Here is a 15,503-nt window from a genome sequence, read left to right as displayed (position 1 = left end):
TGCGCGCAACGCTGCTGCCCGGGGGCCCCGAGCCCTGCCATGGCGCCCGTCCCGCCCGGCACGGGGGCCGTCGGCCCCGTTACGGGTGGCGGGTGGGCGGGGCGCTCCGGCGGCACTCTGAGGGGCTGGTTCCGTAGGCCCGGCGGAAGGCGCGGCTGAAGACGGCCGCGCTGGTGAAGCCCCAGCGGGCGGCGATCGCGTGGATGGGCCGCCCGGCCGGCCCGGGCCGCAGCAGGTCGGCGCGGCAGGCCTCCAGCCGGCGGCGCCGGATGGAGGCGGCGACCCCCTCCGGCCGCCCCTGGAACAGCAGGTGCAGGCGGCGCAGCGAGATGTGGTGACGGGCGGCGACCATCCCGGGGGTCAGCTCCGGGTCGCCGAGGTTGTGCTCGATGAAGGCGTCGATCTGCCGCAGCAGCACCTCGTCGCGGGCCTCGGCGGGCAGGTCGTCGTACACGTCGAGGCGTTCGGCGAGGCAGGCCGCCGCGAGTCTCAGGGCGGCGCTGCCCAGATGGGCCAGTTCCCGTTCCCCGCAGCCCTGCGCATGGGCGTCGACCGAGCCGAGGAACTGGGCCAGCACCGCGCCGGTGCCCCGGCCGGCCGGGATCCGCTGGGCGAGCAGCCGGTCCACCCGGTCGGGGTGCAGCGGCAGCGCGGTGCGGGGGATCTGCAGGACCACGGCGCGGACCACGGCGCCGTCGTCGCCGGGGGCGCCCGCCTCGTAGGGGTGGGAGGTGTCCCACAGCAGCAGGTCGCCGCTGACCGGCCCCGAGCCGGCCCGCTCCTGGGCGATCCACATGGGGCCGCCGGTCACCAGCGCCAGCTGGTACTGCTCGGGGTCGCCCCGGCGGATGAGCTCCGGGGTGCGGCGCGAGCGCAGCGGGGCGTAGGCGAAGGTGGAGACCTGGACGGGACCCAGGTCCAGCACGGCGGCGTCGGCGCGGAAACCGCCGGGGTCCTCGCAGCGGAGCGCGGTCGGCGCGAGGGAGCGCGCCACGACGTCCGTGAACCAGTCGAACCTGTCCCGCGGTGCCACGGCGGCCGAGGACATCGCCGCTCTCATTTCCGGTACCCCTCCCACCCCACGTCACGGCGGCCATGGACATGACCGGTCCCGTTCTGTGGGCAGGGACGCCGACCGGCTCCCCCTGGTTCCGCGGGAGTTCAGCTGTCGGAACGCCGCCTGAACAGCCGCTTTCCCCCGACGACCAGGGCCGTGGCGGCCGCCAGCACGAGCACCCCCTTGCCGTAGCCGCCGCCCTGGCCGGCCGGCCCGCCGGCCGCCCGGTCCCCGCTCCCGCCGCCCGCCGCGCCCGAGGGGGCCGGGCCGGGGGCGGAGGGGCCGCCCCCGGCGGCGGGCCCGGCCGGGGCCACCGGAACGGCCACCACCTTGCTGTTCGCGCCCTCCGCCCCGAACATCAGCGTCTTCCCGTCCGGGGTGTACGTCACCGACTCCGCCTGCCCCTGCCAGGGCGCGTCCACCCGCTCGCCCCCGCCTTCGGGCCGGCCGTCCCGCCACGGGTAGGTACGGGCCGTGAAGTAGCCGCGCAGCGTCAGGTGCCCGCCGTCCGGCGAGAACGCCCCGTCCGTCACCCACGGCACGTCCGCGATCCGCCGGAAGACGTTGGGCCCGTCCGCCGACAGGCGCTCCGGCCCCTCGTACAGGCCGCCCCGCTGCTCGTTCTTGCTCGCGATGTACGCCCGGCCCGTCACCGGATGCACCATCAGGGCCTCGGCGTTGCGCGGCCCGTCGGCGTACGTCACCGTGAACTGCTCGGCCTTGACGGTGGTGTCGCGCAGCTCCTTCGGCTCCGGGAAGCGGTAGATCCACACGTGGTCCCAGGTGCCGTCCCGGTTGTCCCCGACGTCCCCGACGTACAACTGCCCGTCGGGGCCCAGCGAGATGGCCTCGACGTCGCGGGGGGTCCCGATGCCGCTCATCGTCACCCGGGCCACGGTCCGGCCCGTCGCCGAGTCCACCGCGTACACGTACGGGCCGTCGTCGCTGTCGTTGTGCGTCCAGTAGACGCCCGGGTGGATCCGGCTCGCCGCCAGCCCGCTCGACTCCGTGATCCGCGGATCGGTGATGGTGAACCCGGACGCGCCGGGCCGGTCGTCGGCCGCGGCGGGCCCCGCGGCCGGACCCGCCAGCAGGACGGCGGCCACGAGGGCGGCGGGGGCGAGGGCTGCGGGGACGGCGGTCCGCACGGGCAACAGGCGCATCCCCCCAGCCTGCCAGCCTGCCGGCCCGCCGGGCGTGTCCGGCATCACAGGAGTTCCTGTCGCGTGATCCGCGATGATGACCGGATGCGTTTCATGTTCGTCGGCGACTCCATGACCATCGGACGCGCCGGCGACTACACCTGGCGCTACCGGATGTGGCAGCACCTGACCGCCACCCTGGACGGCCCGTTCGAGATCGTCGGCCCGCGCACCGCGCTCTACGAGACCTCCACCGGCGCGGCGACCAGCCACGCCTACGCCGCCCCCGGCTTCCCCGCCGACGCCCGCCGCCACCTCGCCGGCTGGGGCGAGGGCTGGCAGCACATGGCCCCCCTCATCGGCCCCGCCGCCCACGAGGGCCGCGCCGACGTCCTGCTCGTCTCCCTCGGCCTGATCGACCTCGGCTTCTACACGAAGGCCGACCAGACCGCCGCCAACGTCCGCCTCTTCGTCGACGCGGCACGCCGGGCCCGCCCCGGGATCCGCATGGTGTTCCTCCCCGTCATCCCCAACGTCCGCGCCCAGGACGACCCGCCCTTCGCGGCGGAGGTCACCCGGTTCAACGAACTCCTCGCCAAGGCCGTCGCCGACCTCACCACCGACGCCTCGCCGGTCCTGCTGGCCGCCCGCCCGGACGCGTACGAGATCGCCCACGACACCTACGACGGCACCCACCCCAACGCCTCCGGCGAACACCGCCTGGCGGGCGAGTTCGCGGCCGTCCTCCACCAGGCCTGGGGCATCGGCGCCCCCTACCGCCCGGCCGACGGGCCGTAACACGCCGACGCGGACGGGGTCTTGCCTGGAGTGGACTCGAAGCAGTTGGCTTGGGGTCCATGAAGTACACGCAGCTCGGACGCACCGGACTCAAGGTCAGCCGACTCGTCCTCGGCACGATGAACTTCGGCCCCCAGACGGGCGAAGCCGAAAGCCACGCCCTGATGGACGCGGCCCACGACGCCGGCATCAATTTCTTCGACACGGCCAATGTGTACGGCTGGGGTGAGAACAAGGGCCGTACCGAGGAGATCATCGGTACCTGGTTCGCCCAGGGCGGCGGGCGTCGGGACAAGACGGTGCTCGCCACCAAGGTCTACGGGTCGATGGCCCCCGAGGGCGCGCCGTGGCCCAACTACGACCGGCTCTCGGCCCTGAACATCCGCCGCGCCGTCGACGACAGCCTCAGGCGGATGCGGACCGACCACATCGACGTCTACCAGTTCCACCACGTCGACCGGCAGACCCCCTTCGAGGAGATCTGGCAGGCCATCGAGGTCCTGGTCCAGCAGGGCAAGATCCTCTACGCGGGCTCCTCCAACTTCCCCGGCTGGAAGATCGCCCAGGCCAACGAGACCGCCGCGCGCACCGGGCGGCTCGGACTGGTCAGCGAGCAGTGCCTCTACAACCTCGCGGAGCGGCGCGCCGAGATGGAGGTCATCCCGGCCGCCGAGGCGTACGGACTCGGCGTCATCCCCTGGTCCCCGCTGCACGGCGGCCTGCTGGGCGGCGCGATCCGCAAGGCGGCCGAGTCGGGGCGCAGCGCCTCGGGCCGCTCGGCGGACGCGCTGGCCAACAGTTCGGTACGGGCGCAGGTGCAGGCGTACGAGGACCTGCTCGACAAGCACGGCCTGGAGCCCGGCGAGGTGGCCCTGGCCTGGCTGCTGACCCGGCCCGGGGTCACCGGACCCATCGTCGGCCCACGCACCGCCGAGCAGCTCGCCTCGGCGCTGCGCGCGGTGGAGCTGGAACTCCCCGCGGAACTCCTCGCCTCCCTGGACGAGGTCTTCCCGGGGCCGGGGGCCTCGCCGGAGGCCTTCGCCTGGTAGCGGGTCCGCCGGGGGCGGTCGCCGGGCGGGTCCTACTGCCCGACGGCGGCCGCCACGGCGACGACGACGAACATCAGCACGAGCACACCGGCCATGACACGGTTTCTGGTCTTCGGATCCACCCGTCGAGACTAACGCGACCGCCCCCGCACCCGGCGCCGGGGGCTGCGAGACTTTCGCCATGGTGGTGACCGTGGAAGACGTACGGCGGCTCGCGCTCGCGCTGCCGCGCACCGAGGAGCACCTGGTCCGGGACCGGGTGAAGTTCCGGATCGGGCGGATCGTCTACCTGGCCCTCTCACGGGACGAGAGCGAGCTCGGGTTCGCCTTCCCCAAGGAGGAGCGGGCCGCGCTGGTCGCGTCCGAGCCGGCGAAGTTCTCCCTGCCCGGCGCCGGTGACCTGCGCTACAACTGGGTGCACGCCCGGATGTCGGCCCTCGGTCACGGGGAGCTGGCCGAGCTGGTCACCGACGCCTGGCGGATGTGCGTACCGGCGAAGGTGGCCCGCGCTCACCTGGAGGGCGGGCTGCCGCCCGCGCCCGGTCTCGCCGGGCTGGGCGAGGCCGCCGCGGTGTTCGGGGCCTTCCCCGGCGTCGACCGCAGCTGGCTCGCGCTGGTCGCGGACACCGCCCCCGGCCTGGACCTGTCCAGGGCCGCGCACCGCGCCGCCCTGCACCGCTGGCTCAACGCCTGGGGCTGCCGGATCCGCTACCCCCGGGTCGGCGAGCCCGACCCGCTGGGGGCCGGGCTCGCCGACTGGTGGGGCCGCCACACCCTGCCGGGGGCCCCGCTCGCGGCCCTCGCCGACCGGGACGTGGCCCGGCTCGCGGCCGCGTACGGGGAGCTGGCGGCGCTTCCGCTGGGCCGCCGCACCCTCGGGCCGACCGCCGCCGCCAAGGCCCTGTTCGCGCTGCGGCCGCGCACCGTGATGCCCTGGGACGCGGCGATCGCGACCCGGCTGCACGGTGCGCGGGACGCCGCCGCCTTCGACCGGCACCTGCGCACCGGCCGGGCCTGGGCGCGGGCCGCGCTCGCCGAGAGCGGACTGGACGAGGAGGAGCTGACGGCCCGGCTGGGCCGGCCCGGACTCCCGCTGGCCAAGGTCCTCGACGAGTACCTGTACGTCACCCTCAGCCACGGTGGCGGTGGCTGAGCGGGCTCAGCCGCCCGCGGGGACCGGCGCGGGCTCCTCGGCGATCCGGGCCGGCCGGGGCCGGGCCAGTGCCAGGTAGCTCGACGTGCGCAGGGCCACCGACACGTCGAGCCGGCCCGCGTTGAACCAGATCTCCTCCTGCTCCAGCAGCTCCGGATCGACGACCACCTCCACGGACGGGTCGAAGCTCACCGGCATGATCGAGCCGCTGGCGCAGCCCGTCAGCTCCTCGGCGACCGCCCGCACGGCGAAGGAGGCGTTGGTGCCCCCGTACGCCGCCCGTACCGCTTCCAGGTCGACGCGGCGGTGTCCCGGCACCACGGCGATGACGTAGCGGCGGCGTTTGCGTCCCAGCGCCACTCTGATGACCAGGCACTTGGCGGCCTCTTCGAGGCGGTGGCCGCGGATGAGGCTGGCGAGTTCGGTCTGGCCCTCCGGGGCGTGGTGGAGCAGCCGGTAGTCGGCCCCTCCGTCGCCCAGGAGGTCGAGCAGGCGGGTGTAGCTGTCCGCGATCGCGGTCGCAGAGGTCACAACGGTCCTTTCCGGAAACTTCGTCGGGTGACTCAGCGGTCGCGCAGCTCCAGGGTGCAGCACTTGACGCTGCCGCCCGCCTTGAGGAGCTCGGAGAGGTCGACCCCGATCGGCTCGAAGCCGCGCGCGCTGAGCTGGGCCCGCAGACCGGTCGCCGCCTCCGGCAGCAGCACGTGGCGGCCGTCGGAGAAGGCGTTCAGCCCGAAGACCGCGGCGTCCTCGGCGGTGGCGAGGATCGCCCGGGGGAACAGGGTGCGGAGCACGGACCGGCTGCCCTCGGAGAAGGCGGCCGGGTAGTACATGACCTCGTCGTCGGAGAGCACGGCCAGGGCCGTGTCGAGGTGGTAGAACTCCGGGTCGACGAGGGTCAGGCTCGTCACCGGCAGGCCGAAGAACTCCTGGGCCTCGGCGTGCGAGCGCGGATCGGTGCGGAAGCCGGTGCCGGCCAGCAGCCGGCGGCCGACGGTGAGGATGTCGCCCTCGCCCTCGTTGATGAACTCGGGCCACAACACCTCGCGGTAGCCCCGGCGCTCGAACCAGTCGAGGTACGCCGGGCCCTCCGCGGTGCGCTGCGCGTGGCGGAAGCGGGCCCCGTAGACCTTGCCGTCGACGACGGTGGCGCCGTTGGCGGCGAACACCATGTCGGGGAGGCCGCCGACCGGGTCGATCTCCTCCACGAGGTGGCCGAGGTCGAGGTACAGGTCGCGCAGCCGCTCCCACTGGCGCAGGGCCAGGGCGGTGTCGGTGCGGTGCTCCGGGTGCATCCAGGGGTTGATCGAGTACGTGACGTCGTAGTGCTGGGGACGGCACATCAGCAGCCTTCGCCGGGTGGCGACGCGGGAGGGGGCCGGGAGGGTGGTGGCGGGCTCGGTGAACGGCACGGGGACTCCTTCAAGGGTGACTGGAGGGGCCGGGCCGCCCACGGGATGGGGTGGGCGGCCGTCATCGGGACACGGTGCGTCAGCGGGCGGAGACGGGCGGGTACTCGGCGTGAGCATGCCGGGATCGCCTCTACTGCTCCTTTTTCACCGGAATCCGGATTCCGCCCCCCGAAGTCCGGGCCACCGGAACATGAACCGTCCCGGAACCCTGCGCCTCACCGGCGGGGTCGGGGGCGGGGTCAGCCCGTCAGGGGCCAGGCCCGGGCGACCTCGTACCGGGGCTGCTCGCCGGGGACACCGCTGGTGGGGAGGTTGCTGCGGACGAGGCTGAGGGTGTCGACCCGCCAGGGCGTGCCCTCGAAGCCCGCGAGGGCGTCGAGGAAGGGCCGCAGGTCGGCGGCGCCCCGGCTGCGGGCGAGGGTGAGGTGGGGGGTGTAGCGGCGGTGCTGCTCCATCGGGATCCCGGCCCGCCGGGCGGCGGCGTCGGCCCGTTCGGCGAGCAGCCGCAGGGCGTCGAGCCCGCCGGCGGCTCCGGCCCACAGGGCGCGGTCGCCGAAGTGGCCCGCGCCGTGCAGGCGCAGCGAGAAGGGTTCGGTACGGGCGGCCGCGCGGGCCAGGCGGGCGTGCAGGTCGGGGAGGAGCCGGTCGGGGACCTCGCCGAGGAAGGCGAGCGTGAAGTGCCAGCCCGCCTCGGCGGTCCACCGCAGCCCGTCCCCGCGGGGCACCCCGGCGAGCGCGGCCCGCAACTCCCGGACGGCCCCGTCGGACGGCAACACGGCGGCGAACAGCCTCATGCCCCGACGATATCCCCGCACGCGGTCCCCGCGGCCCCGCACCGGCACTCCCTCCCGGCCCGGTGGAGGCCGGTGGAGGCCGGCAGGGGAGGGGTTACGCCGCCTTGACCAGGGCGCCGGAGCGGGCGGTGGCCGGGGCGAAGGTGATGCCGCGGCGGTCCACGCGCAGGCGGAGGTTGCCGACCCGGGAGAGGACCACCGCGACGCCGAGCGCCGCGGCGAGCGAGACCAGGCCGCCGGCGGCCATGCCGAGGCGGGCTCCGTAGGTGTCGGTGATCCACCCCACGAGCGGGGCCCCGACCGGGGTTCCGCCGGTGAAGACCATCATGAACAGCGCCATGACCCGCCCCCGCATCTCGGGGTCGGTGGCCATCTGGACGCTGGAGTTGGCCACCACGTTCACGGTCAGGCCGAACACCCCGACGGGCACCAGCAGCACCGCGAACAGCCAGAAGGACGGGGCGAGCGCCGTCATCACCAGCAGGACGGAGAAGAGCGCGGCGGCCGTCACCAGCAGCCGCAGCCGTGCCCGGCCCCGGCGCGCGGCCAGCAGGGCGCCGACCAGGGAGCCCGCCGCGATCAGGGTGTTGAACAGCCCGTACGTGCCGGCGTCGCCGTGGAAGACGTCGCCGACGAAGGCCGACAGCCAGATCGGGAAGTTGAACCCGAAGGTGCCGATGAAGCCGACGAGCACGATGGGCCAGACGAGCTCCGGCCGGCCCGCGACGTACCGCAGGCCCTCCCGCAGCTGGCCCTTGGCGCGCGGCTGCGGCGTGACGGGGTGCAGTTCGCGCGTCCGCATCATCAGCAGGCCCGCGATGGGCGCCGCGAAGGACAGCCCGTTCAGCAGGAAGGCCCAGCCGGAGCCGACGGCGGTGATCAGCACGCCGGCGATCGCCGGGCCGACCAGCCGCGCGGACTGGAAGTTGGCGGAGTTCAGGCTGACCGCGTTGGCGACCTGCGCGGGGCCGACCATCTCGGAGACGAACGTCTGCCGGGCCGGGTTGTCGAGGACGGTGACCAGGCCGAGCAGGAAGGCCGCGAGGTAGACGTGCCAGACCTGGACGTGTCCGGCCAGGGTGAGGACGGCGAGCGCGATGCCGGTCAGGCCCATGGCGCTCTGGGTGGCGAGGAGCAGCGGCCGCTTGGGCAGCCGGTCGGCGAGGACGCCCCCGTAGAGGCCGAACACGAGCATCGGCAGGAACTGCAGGGCGATGGTGATGCCGACCGCGGAGGCGGAGCCGGTCAGGGAGAGGACCAGCCAGTCCTGGGCGATGCGCTGCATCCAGGTGCCCGTGTTCGAGACCGCCTGGCCGGCCGCGAAGAGCCGGTAGTTGCGGATCCGCAGCGAGCTGAACATGGAGTTCCTGCCCGCGGGTACCGCGCTAGAGGGGGTGGATGTGTGGCCGGGTGCGGAGTCTGCTCCGGTTCCCGTACTCAAAAGCGTTCGCCTCCTGGCGTCGTTCCTACAGGTGCGCGAGCTTCTCCAGGACGGGTGCGGCCTCGCGGAGCTTGGCCCATTCGTCCTCGGTGAGCTCGGCCGCGAGCCCGGCCAGGAAGGCGTTGCGCTTGCGACGGCTCTCTTCGAGCATCGCCTCGGCCTCCTCGGTCTGGCTGACCACCTTCTGGCGGCGGTCCTCGGGGTGCGGCTCCAGCCTGACCAGACCCTTGGCCTCCAGCAGGGCGACGATGCGGGTCATCGACGGGGGCTGGACGTGCTCGCGACGGGCCAGCTCACCGGGGGTGGCCTGGCCGCAGCGGGCGAGGGTGCCGAGCACCGACATCTCGGTCGGGCTCAGCGATTCGTCGACGCGCTGGTGCTTCAGGCGCCGGCCCAGCCGCATGACGGCGGAGCGGAGGTCGTTCACGGCGGCAGCATCGTCGCCATGGGAGAGGTCAGGCATGTACTTAGAATAACTCATTACTTTTCCTAAGGAACACGGGGTGGGGGGCGTCACTCGTACGGGTGAGTCGGCGGCGGAAAGCGACCCGCGTCCACGCCGTCTGGCCCGACCCTTTCGGCATGGGGACACATGTGCTGAGCGTGCGCATAGACGGGGAGCTGCTGGAGCGGCTCCGGAACCATGCCGCCAAACGCGGAATGAGCGTCCAGGACTATGTCGTCCGGACGCTCATTCGCGATGACTTCGACGAGCGGTTCAAGACCGCGGTCGACGAGACGGAGAAGTTCTACGGTCTGACGTGACCGCGCGTTCTCCGTGTGGTGCGGGCGGTTGCGCGGGGCTACGTGAGGCCGAGGGCCGGCATCGCGTAGTAGAAGACGAACACCGCCGAGACCACGTACATGGGGGCCGGTACCTCGCGGCCCCGGCCGGTCGCCAGGCGCAGCACGCTGAAGCTGATGAAGCTGATGCCGATGCCGTTGGTGATCGAGTAGGTGAAGGCCATCATCACCATGGCCAGGAAGGCCGGGACGGCGACGGTGAAGTCGTTCCAGTCGATCTCCCGGACCGAGCCGGCCAGGATCAGGAAGCCGACCGCCACGAGGGCGGGGGTGGCGGCCTGCGAGGGCACCATCGTGGCCAGTGGGGTCAGGAACAGCGAGACGGCGAAGAGGCCGCCCGTCACGATGTTCGCCAGGCCCGTGCGGGCGCCCTCGCCGACGCCCGCCGTGGACTCCACGAAGCAGGTGGTGGCGGAGGAGGAGGTCGCGCCGCCCGCGGCGACGGCCAGGCCGTCCACCAGCAGGACCCGGTTGATGCCGGGGAAGGTGCCGTCCGGCTGCGTCAGCTTGGCCTCGTCGCCGACGCCGAGGATCGTGCCCATCGCGTCGAAGAAGCACGACAGCAGCACGGTGAAGACGAAGAGCACGCCGGTCAGCACGCCGACCTTGCCGAAGCCGCCGAACAGGCTGACCTGCCCGACGAGGCCGAAGTCGGGCGCGGCCACCGGGTTGCCGGGCCACTGCGGGACGGTCAGGCCCCAGGCCAGGTCCGGCAGGTCGGCGACGAGCTGCACGGCGACCGCGATCAGGGTCATGACGACGATGGAGATCAGGATCGCGCCGGGCGTCTTGCGGATCAGCAGGGCGAGCGTGAGCAGCACGCCGAACACGAAGATCAGGACCGGCCAGCCGTGCAGGTGGCCGTTGCTGCCGAGCTGGAGCGGGACGGTGGTGTGCGCGGCGTCCGGGATGCGGGTGACGAAGCCCGAGTCGACCAGGCCGATCAGCATGATGAAGAGGCCGATGCCGATCGCGATGCCCTTGCGCAGGCTCAGCGGGACCGCGTTCATGACCCGCTCGCGCAGGCCGGTGGCGACCAGCAGCATCACCACGAAGCCCGCCAGGACCACCATGCCCATGGCGTCGGGCCAGCTCATGCGCGGGGCGAGCTGGAGGGCGACGACGGTGTTGACGCCGAGACCGGCCGCGAGGGCGATCGGGACGTTGCCGATCACGCCCATGAGGAGGGTGGTGAAGGCCGCCGTCAGCACGGTGGCCGTGACGAGCTGGCCGCTGTCGAGCTGGTGCCCGTACATGTCCTTCGCGCTGCCCAGGATGATCGGGTTCAGCACGATGATGTAGGCCATCGCGAAGAAGGTCGCGAAGCCGCCCCGGAACTCCCGGGCCACGGTCGAACCGCGCTCCGAGATCTTGAAGTAGCGGTCGAGGCGGGTGGTGGGGGCCGCGGCGGGTGCCGAGGTGCTCATGCGGTCCTCAAACGGGTTGATTGGGTGGTTCATACGAACGAAACCGGCCGTAGGCAAACCGTTTCAGTATGAACACATGAACGAGAGGCAGTCCATCTCCGCGCGTAGACCCCAAATCCGGCCACCTAGACTGGTCTCCATGGCGAAGTGGACTGCTCAGCACGAGGCGCCCGAGCCCCTTGAGGGCCCGGTGGTCGCCACCATCACCGGCGGCACGATCCTCTGGTTCGCCATGTTCCTGGTCCAGCTGCCCTTCTACGGGTGGTTCGCGGACCGGGACCTGCTCTGGTGGGTGTGGACCTGCGCGGCCGGCGGCGGGCTCGGCCTCATCGGCATCTGGTACGTCCGCGGCCGCGACGCCGCCCTCAAGCGCCACGCCGCCGAGCGGGCGGCCGCCGCTGCCGCCCCGGGCACCGGCCCGGATCCGGCGTCCCCCGCCGCGCCCGGCTCCGAGGGCTAGGGCCCGGACGCCGGCCCCGACCTCCACGGCGACCCCGACCCCGACCAGGGGACGATTCCGCTCATCCTGAAGTCGGATCTTCCGACTTCTCGGCGGGTGAACCGTCCCGGCGCCCTTTACCGTCGAAAACATGACGCAGCGGGCGAAGATCGACCAGGACGGGCCGGAGCGCTCCGGCGCCGGCCCCGCCATCGACGCGGGAGCCGAGCTGGACCCCGTCCACCCGGTGAAGCCCCCCGCCCCCCGCTTCAAGCCGGGCGGCCTGCTCAGCGCCGAGGTCGCCGAACGGGTCGCCCGCGGCGACGTCAACGACGTGCCCGTCCGTTCCTCCCGCTCCACGGCCGAGATCGTCCGCGCCAACGTCTTCACCCGCTTCAACGCCATCATCGGCGTCCTCTGGGTGATCATGCTCATCGTCGCGCCCATCCAGGACAGCCTCTTCGGTTTCGTGATCGTCGCGAACACCGGCATCGGCATCATCCAGGAAATGCGCGCCAAGAAGACCCTCGACGGGCTGGCCGTCATCGGAGAGGCCAAACCCAGCGTCCGCCGGGACGGTGCCACCACGGAGATCTCCACCTCCGAGATCGTCCTCGACGACGTCATCGAACTCGGACCCGGCGACAAGGTCGTCGTCGACGGCACCGTCGGCGAGGCCGACGGCCTGGAGATCGACGAGTCCCTGCTCACCGGCGAGGCCGACCCCGTCCTGAAGAAGCCCGGCGACCAGGTCATGTCCGGGTCGTTCGTCGTCGCCGGCGGCGGCGCCTTCACCGCCACCAAGGTCGGCCGCGAGGCCTACGCCGCCCAGCTGGCCGAAGAGGCCTCCCGCTTCACCCTCGTCCACTCCGAGCTGCGCAGCGGCATCTCCACCATCCTCAAGTACGTCACCTGGATGATGATCCCGACCTCCATCGGCCTGATCATCAGCCAGCTCGTCGTCAAGCAGAACAACGTCAAGGACGCCATCGCCCGCACCGTCGGCGGCATCGTCCCGATGATCCCCGAGGGGCTCGTCCTCCTCACCTCCGTCGCCTTCGCCGTCGGCGTCATCCGGCTCGGGCGCAAGCAGTGCCTGGTCCAGGAGCTCCCCGCCATCGAGGGACTCGCCCGCGTCGACGTCGTCTGCCTCGACAAGACCGGCACCCTCACCGAGGGCGGCATGGACGTCACCGAGCTGCGCCCCCTCGGCGGCGCGGACCAGGCCTACGTCAGGAAGGTGCTGGGCGCCCTCGGCGAATCCGACCCGCGCCCCAACGCCAGCCTCCAGGCCATCATCGACGCCTACCCCGACAGCGCCGAGTGGCGCTGCACCGAGTCCCTGCCCTTCTCCTCCGCCCGCAAGTACAGCGGCGCCAGCTTCAGCGAGGGCGACGGCGAGAACAACACCTGGCTGCTCGGCGCCCCCGACGTCCTGCTGCCCGCCGGGGACCCGGCGCTGGAGGAGATCGAGGGCCTCAACGAACAGGGCCTGCGGGTCCTCCTGCTGGCCCGCTCGGCCCGCGAGCTCGACGACGCCGCCGTGGCCACCGGGAGCAGGCCCACCGCCCTCGTCGTCCTCGAACAGCGGCTGCGCCCCGACGCCGCCGACACCCTGCGCTACTTCGAGGACCAGCAGGTCAAGGCCAAGGTCATCTCCGGTGACAACGCCGTCTCCGTCGGCGCGGTCGCCGGCAAGCTCGGGCTGCCGGGCGCGCAGAACACCGTCGACGCCCGCAAGCTGCCCGCCGAACGCGAGGGGATGGCCGCCGTCCTCGACGAGAACGCCGTCTTCGGCCGCGTCACCCCGCAGCAGAAGCGGGAGATGGTCGCCGCCCTCCAGTCCAGGGGCCACACGGTCGCCATGACCGGCGACGGCGTCAACGACGTCCTCGCCCTCAAGGACGCCGACATCGGCGTCTCGATGGGCTCCGGCTCGGAGGCCACCCGCGCCGTCGCGCAGATCGTCCTCCTCAACAACAGCTTCTCCACCCTCCCCTCGGTGGTCGCCGAGGGGCGCCGCGTCATCGGCAACATCACGCGCGTCGCGACCCTCTTCCTCACCAAGACGGTCTACTCGGTCCTCCTCGCCGTCCTGGTGGTCTGCTCCCAGGTCGAGTACCCCTTCCTGCCCCGCCACCTGACCCTGCTGTCCACGCTCACCATCGGCATCCCCGCCTTCTTCCTGGCCCTGGCGCCGAACACCGAACGCGCGAAGCCGCACTTCGTGAAGAGGGTCATGCGGTACGCCATCCCCGGCGGGGTGATCGCGGCCGTCGCCACCTTCGTCACCTACCTGCTCGCCCGCGCCCACTACAGCGGCCCGGACGCCATCCGGGCCGAGACCAGCGCGGCGACGCTGACCCTGTTCCTCACCTCGATGTGGGTCCTGGCGATCATCGCCCGCCCCTACACCTGGTGGCGGGTGGGGCTGGTCGGCGCGATGGGCGGGGCCTTCCTGATCGTCCTCGCCGTGCCGTGGCTCCAGGAGTTCTTCCAGCTCAAGCTGGTGGGCGTCACGATGCCGTGGATCGCGGTGGCGGTCGCGGCGGCCGCGGCCTGCGCGATCGAGTTCGCCTTCCGCTGGGTCACCCGGAAGTTCCCCGCCTGACCCTTCCGGCCGGGGGTGCGACACGCCGGGGTACGGGGGAGCGGCGTGTGCGCTGACCGGGGGTGCCGGTGCGTGCCGTGCCGGGTGCGCGGCCTGCGGGCTGCTAGGCAGGCAGTCGCACCGGCGGGTGTCGCCGACCCCCGCCGCACACCGCACACCGGGAGACACGCACGTGCTGACCCGCCGCGCCCGCCACCGCCGCCGCCTGCGCACCGCACTGGCCACCACCGCCCTCACCGCCGCCGCGCTCGGAGGTCTGCTCCAGCCCGTCTCGGCCGCCGCGGACGACCCGGCCCGGGACCCCGGCCGGCACCTGCAGCAGCAGCTCGACCGGCTCGTCGCCCAGGACGACGGCCCGCCCGGGGCGATCGCCCTGCTCACCCGGGACGGCCGTACGCAGGTGTACACCGCCGGGGTCGGCGACATCGGGACCGGCCGCCCGCCGCACCCCGAGGACCACATGCGCATCGCCAGCATCGCCAAGGCCTTCAGCGGGGCCGTGGCCCTGCGGCTCGTGGACCAGGGGCGGCTCTCCCTCGACGACACCATCGGAGAGCTGCTCCCGGACCAGCCGGAGGCCTGGCACGCGGTGACGCTGCGCCAGCTCCTCCAGCACACCAGCGGGCTGCCGGAGTACTCGGCCGACCCCCGGTTCCTGGAGATCCTCACCGCCGACCCGCGTCACGTCTTCGACCCGCGCACCCTGCTCGGCTTCGTGGCCGACGAGCCGCTGCGCTTCCGCCCCGGCTCCCTGTACGAGTACGCCAACTCCGACAACATCGCCGTCGCGCTCATGGCCGAGGCCGTCACCGGCCGCCGCTACGAGGAGCTCCTGAAGGAACTCGTCTACCGGCCGCTGGGCCTGCGCCGCACCAGCCTGCCCCTGGGCTACCGCCTCCCCGAGCCCTACCTGCACGGCTACGACGTCACCCCGCCCGCCCGCCCCGAGGACATCAGCGAGGCCGTCGGCGCCTCCGGGGTCTGGGCCTCCGGCGGCATCGTCTCCACCCCCGAGGACCTGGGTGCCTTCATCCGCGCCTACGCCGGCCCCCGGCTGCTGTCGGAGCGGACCCGCGAGGAACAGCACGCCTTCCTGCCCGGCGACTCCTCCGAGCCCGCCGGACCCGGCACCAACGCCGCCGGGCTGGCGCTGTTCCGGTACACCACCCGCTGCGGGGTCCTGTACGGCCACACCGGGAACTTCCCCGGCTACACGCAGCTCGCCGCCGCCACGCCCGACGGCTCCCGGTCGCTGACCTTCTCGATCAACACCCAGACCAACAAGGCCGTCAAGCCCGCCCTGCTGGCCCGGCTCCGTACGGTGCAGGAGGACTTCGCCTGCGCCCTGCTGAAGGGGCACTGACCCCGGCCGGGGC

Annotated in this window: 15 protein-coding genes; 7 read left to right on the top strand and 8 right to left on the bottom strand. The window is 73.0% G+C overall.

Annotated elements, in window-relative coordinates; translation table 11 throughout:
* Window positions 1-79 precede the first annotated feature (79 nt).
* On the bottom strand, window positions 80-1,060 hold the full coding sequence (locus SLAV_RS17190; protein ID WP_030239261.1) for an AraC-like ligand-binding domain-containing protein: 981 nt from the start codon (window positions 1,058-1,060) through the stop codon (window positions 80-82).
* A gap of 101 nt (window positions 1,061-1,161) precedes the next feature.
* Window positions 1,162-2,220: a hypothetical protein gene (locus SLAV_RS17185; RefSeq protein WP_030239264.1), complete on the bottom strand. Its 1,059-nt coding sequence runs from the start codon at window positions 2,218-2,220 to the stop codon at window positions 1,162-1,164.
* An 84-nt stretch (window positions 2,221-2,304) separates the two neighbouring features.
* Between SLAV_RS17185 and SLAV_RS17180 the strand changes: the two genes are divergently transcribed.
* The 3 genes from SLAV_RS17180 to SLAV_RS17170 all read left to right on the top strand — a co-directional run bounded on the left by SLAV_RS17180 (window position 2,305) and on the right by SLAV_RS17170 (window position 5,199).
* Entirely contained in the window at window positions 2,305-2,997 is a 693-nt protein-coding gene (locus SLAV_RS17180; protein WP_030239267.1) for a GDSL-type esterase/lipase family protein, read from the top strand.
* 59 nt (window positions 2,998-3,056) lie between these two features.
* Entirely contained in the window at window positions 3,057-4,046 is a 990-nt protein-coding gene (locus tag SLAV_RS17175) for an aldo/keto reductase (RefSeq protein WP_030239271.1), read from the top strand.
* 181 nt (window positions 4,047-4,227) lie between these two features.
* Entirely contained in the window at window positions 4,228-5,199 is a 972-nt protein-coding gene (locus tag SLAV_RS17170; protein ID WP_234333867.1) for an MmcQ/YjbR family DNA-binding protein, read from the top strand.
* Window positions 5,200-5,205: 6 nt separating this feature from the next.
* On the opposite strand, the gene SLAV_RS17165 is transcribed toward SLAV_RS17170, so the two are convergent.
* The 5 genes from SLAV_RS17165 to SLAV_RS17145 all read right to left on the bottom strand — a co-directional run bounded on the left by SLAV_RS17165 (window position 5,206) and on the right by SLAV_RS17145 (window position 9,309).
* Entirely contained in the window at window positions 5,206-5,730 is a 525-nt protein-coding gene (locus SLAV_RS17165) for a YbaK/EbsC family protein (RefSeq protein ID WP_030239277.1), read from the bottom strand.
* 32 nt (window positions 5,731-5,762) lie between these two features.
* Entirely contained in the window at window positions 5,763-6,611 is an 849-nt protein-coding gene (gene ddaH / locus SLAV_RS17160) for a dimethylargininase (protein WP_030239278.1), read from the bottom strand.
* A 239-nt stretch (window positions 6,612-6,850) separates the two neighbouring features.
* Window positions 6,851-7,405: an RNA 2',3'-cyclic phosphodiesterase gene (thpR, locus tag SLAV_RS17155; protein WP_030239281.1), complete on the bottom strand. Its 555-nt coding sequence runs from the start codon at window positions 7,403-7,405 to the stop codon at window positions 6,851-6,853.
* A gap of 94 nt (window positions 7,406-7,499) precedes the next feature.
* On the bottom strand, window positions 7,500-8,846 hold the full coding sequence (locus SLAV_RS17150; protein WP_030239284.1) for an MFS transporter: 1,347 nt from the start codon (window positions 8,844-8,846) through the stop codon (window positions 7,500-7,502).
* 25 nt (window positions 8,847-8,871) lie between these two features.
* Window positions 8,872-9,309 (bottom strand): MarR family winged helix-turn-helix transcriptional regulator, encoded by a 438-nt coding sequence (locus SLAV_RS17145; RefSeq protein ID WP_030239287.1) that lies wholly within the window; start codon window positions 9,307-9,309, stop codon window positions 8,872-8,874.
* A 119-nt stretch (window positions 9,310-9,428) separates the two neighbouring features.
* Between SLAV_RS17145 and SLAV_RS17140 the strand changes: the two genes are divergently transcribed.
* A complete protein-coding gene (locus SLAV_RS17140) occupies window positions 9,429-9,611 on the top strand; it encodes a ribbon-helix-helix protein, CopG family (protein ID WP_030239290.1) in 183 nt (60 codons plus the stop codon).
* A 38-nt stretch (window positions 9,612-9,649) separates the two neighbouring features.
* On the opposite strand, the gene SLAV_RS17135 is transcribed toward SLAV_RS17140, so the two are convergent.
* Window positions 9,650-11,077, bottom strand: a complete 1,428-nt coding sequence (locus SLAV_RS17135) for an NCS2 family permease (RefSeq protein WP_030239292.1) — start codon at window positions 11,075-11,077, stop codon at window positions 9,650-9,652.
* A 139-nt stretch (window positions 11,078-11,216) separates the two neighbouring features.
* On the opposite strand from SLAV_RS17135, the gene SLAV_RS17130 reads away from it, so the two are divergent.
* The 3 genes from SLAV_RS17130 (at window position 11,217) to SLAV_RS17120 (ending at window position 15,490) form a co-directional block, all read left to right on the top strand.
* The gene (locus tag SLAV_RS17130; RefSeq protein WP_037688675.1) at window positions 11,217-11,537 is read left to right on the top strand and encodes a DUF2530 domain-containing protein; all 321 of its coding nucleotides are present in this window, start codon (window positions 11,217-11,219) and stop codon (window positions 11,535-11,537) included.
* 130 nt (window positions 11,538-11,667) lie between these two features.
* Window positions 11,668-14,127, top strand: a complete 2,460-nt coding sequence (locus SLAV_RS17125; RefSeq protein WP_030239296.1) for an HAD-IC family P-type ATPase — start codon at window positions 11,668-11,670, stop codon at window positions 14,125-14,127.
* A gap of 172 nt (window positions 14,128-14,299) precedes the next feature.
* Complete coding sequence (locus SLAV_RS17120) at window positions 14,300-15,490, top strand: serine hydrolase domain-containing protein (RefSeq protein WP_030239298.1); 1,191 nt, start codon at window positions 14,300-14,302, stop codon at window positions 15,488-15,490.
* The last annotated feature ends 13 nt before the right edge of the window (window positions 15,491-15,503 follow it).

The organism is Streptomyces lavendulae subsp. lavendulae, from assembly GCF_002803845.1.
Classification (GTDB): Bacteria; Actinomycetota; Actinomycetes; order Streptomycetales; family Streptomycetaceae; genus Streptomyces; species Streptomyces lavendulae.
This window is presented reverse-complemented; position numbering and strand designations above follow the sequence as displayed.

Bases quoted from the DNA above. Each gene is read 5' to 3' on its own strand.
- SLAV_RS17190 (WP_030239261.1), bottom strand. From the start codon at position 1,060: ATGAGAGCGGCGATGTCCTCGGCCGCCGTGGCACCGCGGGACAGGTTC.
- SLAV_RS17185 (WP_030239264.1), bottom strand. From the start codon at position 2,220: ATGCGCCTGTTGCCCGTGCGGACCGCCGTCCCCGCAGCCCTCGCCCCC.
- SLAV_RS17180 (WP_030239267.1), top strand. From the start codon at position 2,305: ATGCGTTTCATGTTCGTCGGCGACTCCATGACCATCGGACGCGCCGGC.
- SLAV_RS17175 (WP_030239271.1), top strand. From the start codon at position 3,057: ATGAAGTACACGCAGCTCGGACGCACCGGACTCAAGGTCAGCCGACTC.
- SLAV_RS17170 (WP_234333867.1), top strand. From the start codon at position 4,228: ATGGTGGTGACCGTGGAAGACGTACGGCGGCTCGCGCTCGCGCTGCCG.
- thpR (WP_030239281.1), bottom strand. From the start codon at position 7,405: ATGAGGCTGTTCGCCGCCGTGTTGCCGTCCGACGGGGCCGTCCGGGAG.
- SLAV_RS17145 (WP_030239287.1), bottom strand. From the start codon at position 9,309: ATGCCTGACCTCTCCCATGGCGACGATGCTGCCGCCGTGAACGACCTC.
- SLAV_RS17140 (WP_030239290.1), top strand. From the start codon at position 9,429: ATGGGGACACATGTGCTGAGCGTGCGCATAGACGGGGAGCTGCTGGAG.
- SLAV_RS17135 (WP_030239292.1), bottom strand. From the start codon at position 11,077: ATGAGCACCTCGGCACCCGCCGCGGCCCCCACCACCCGCCTCGACCGC.
- SLAV_RS17130 (WP_037688675.1), top strand. From the start codon at position 11,217: ATGGCGAAGTGGACTGCTCAGCACGAGGCGCCCGAGCCCCTTGAGGGC.
- SLAV_RS17125 (WP_030239296.1), top strand. From the start codon at position 11,668: ATGACGCAGCGGGCGAAGATCGACCAGGACGGGCCGGAGCGCTCCGGC.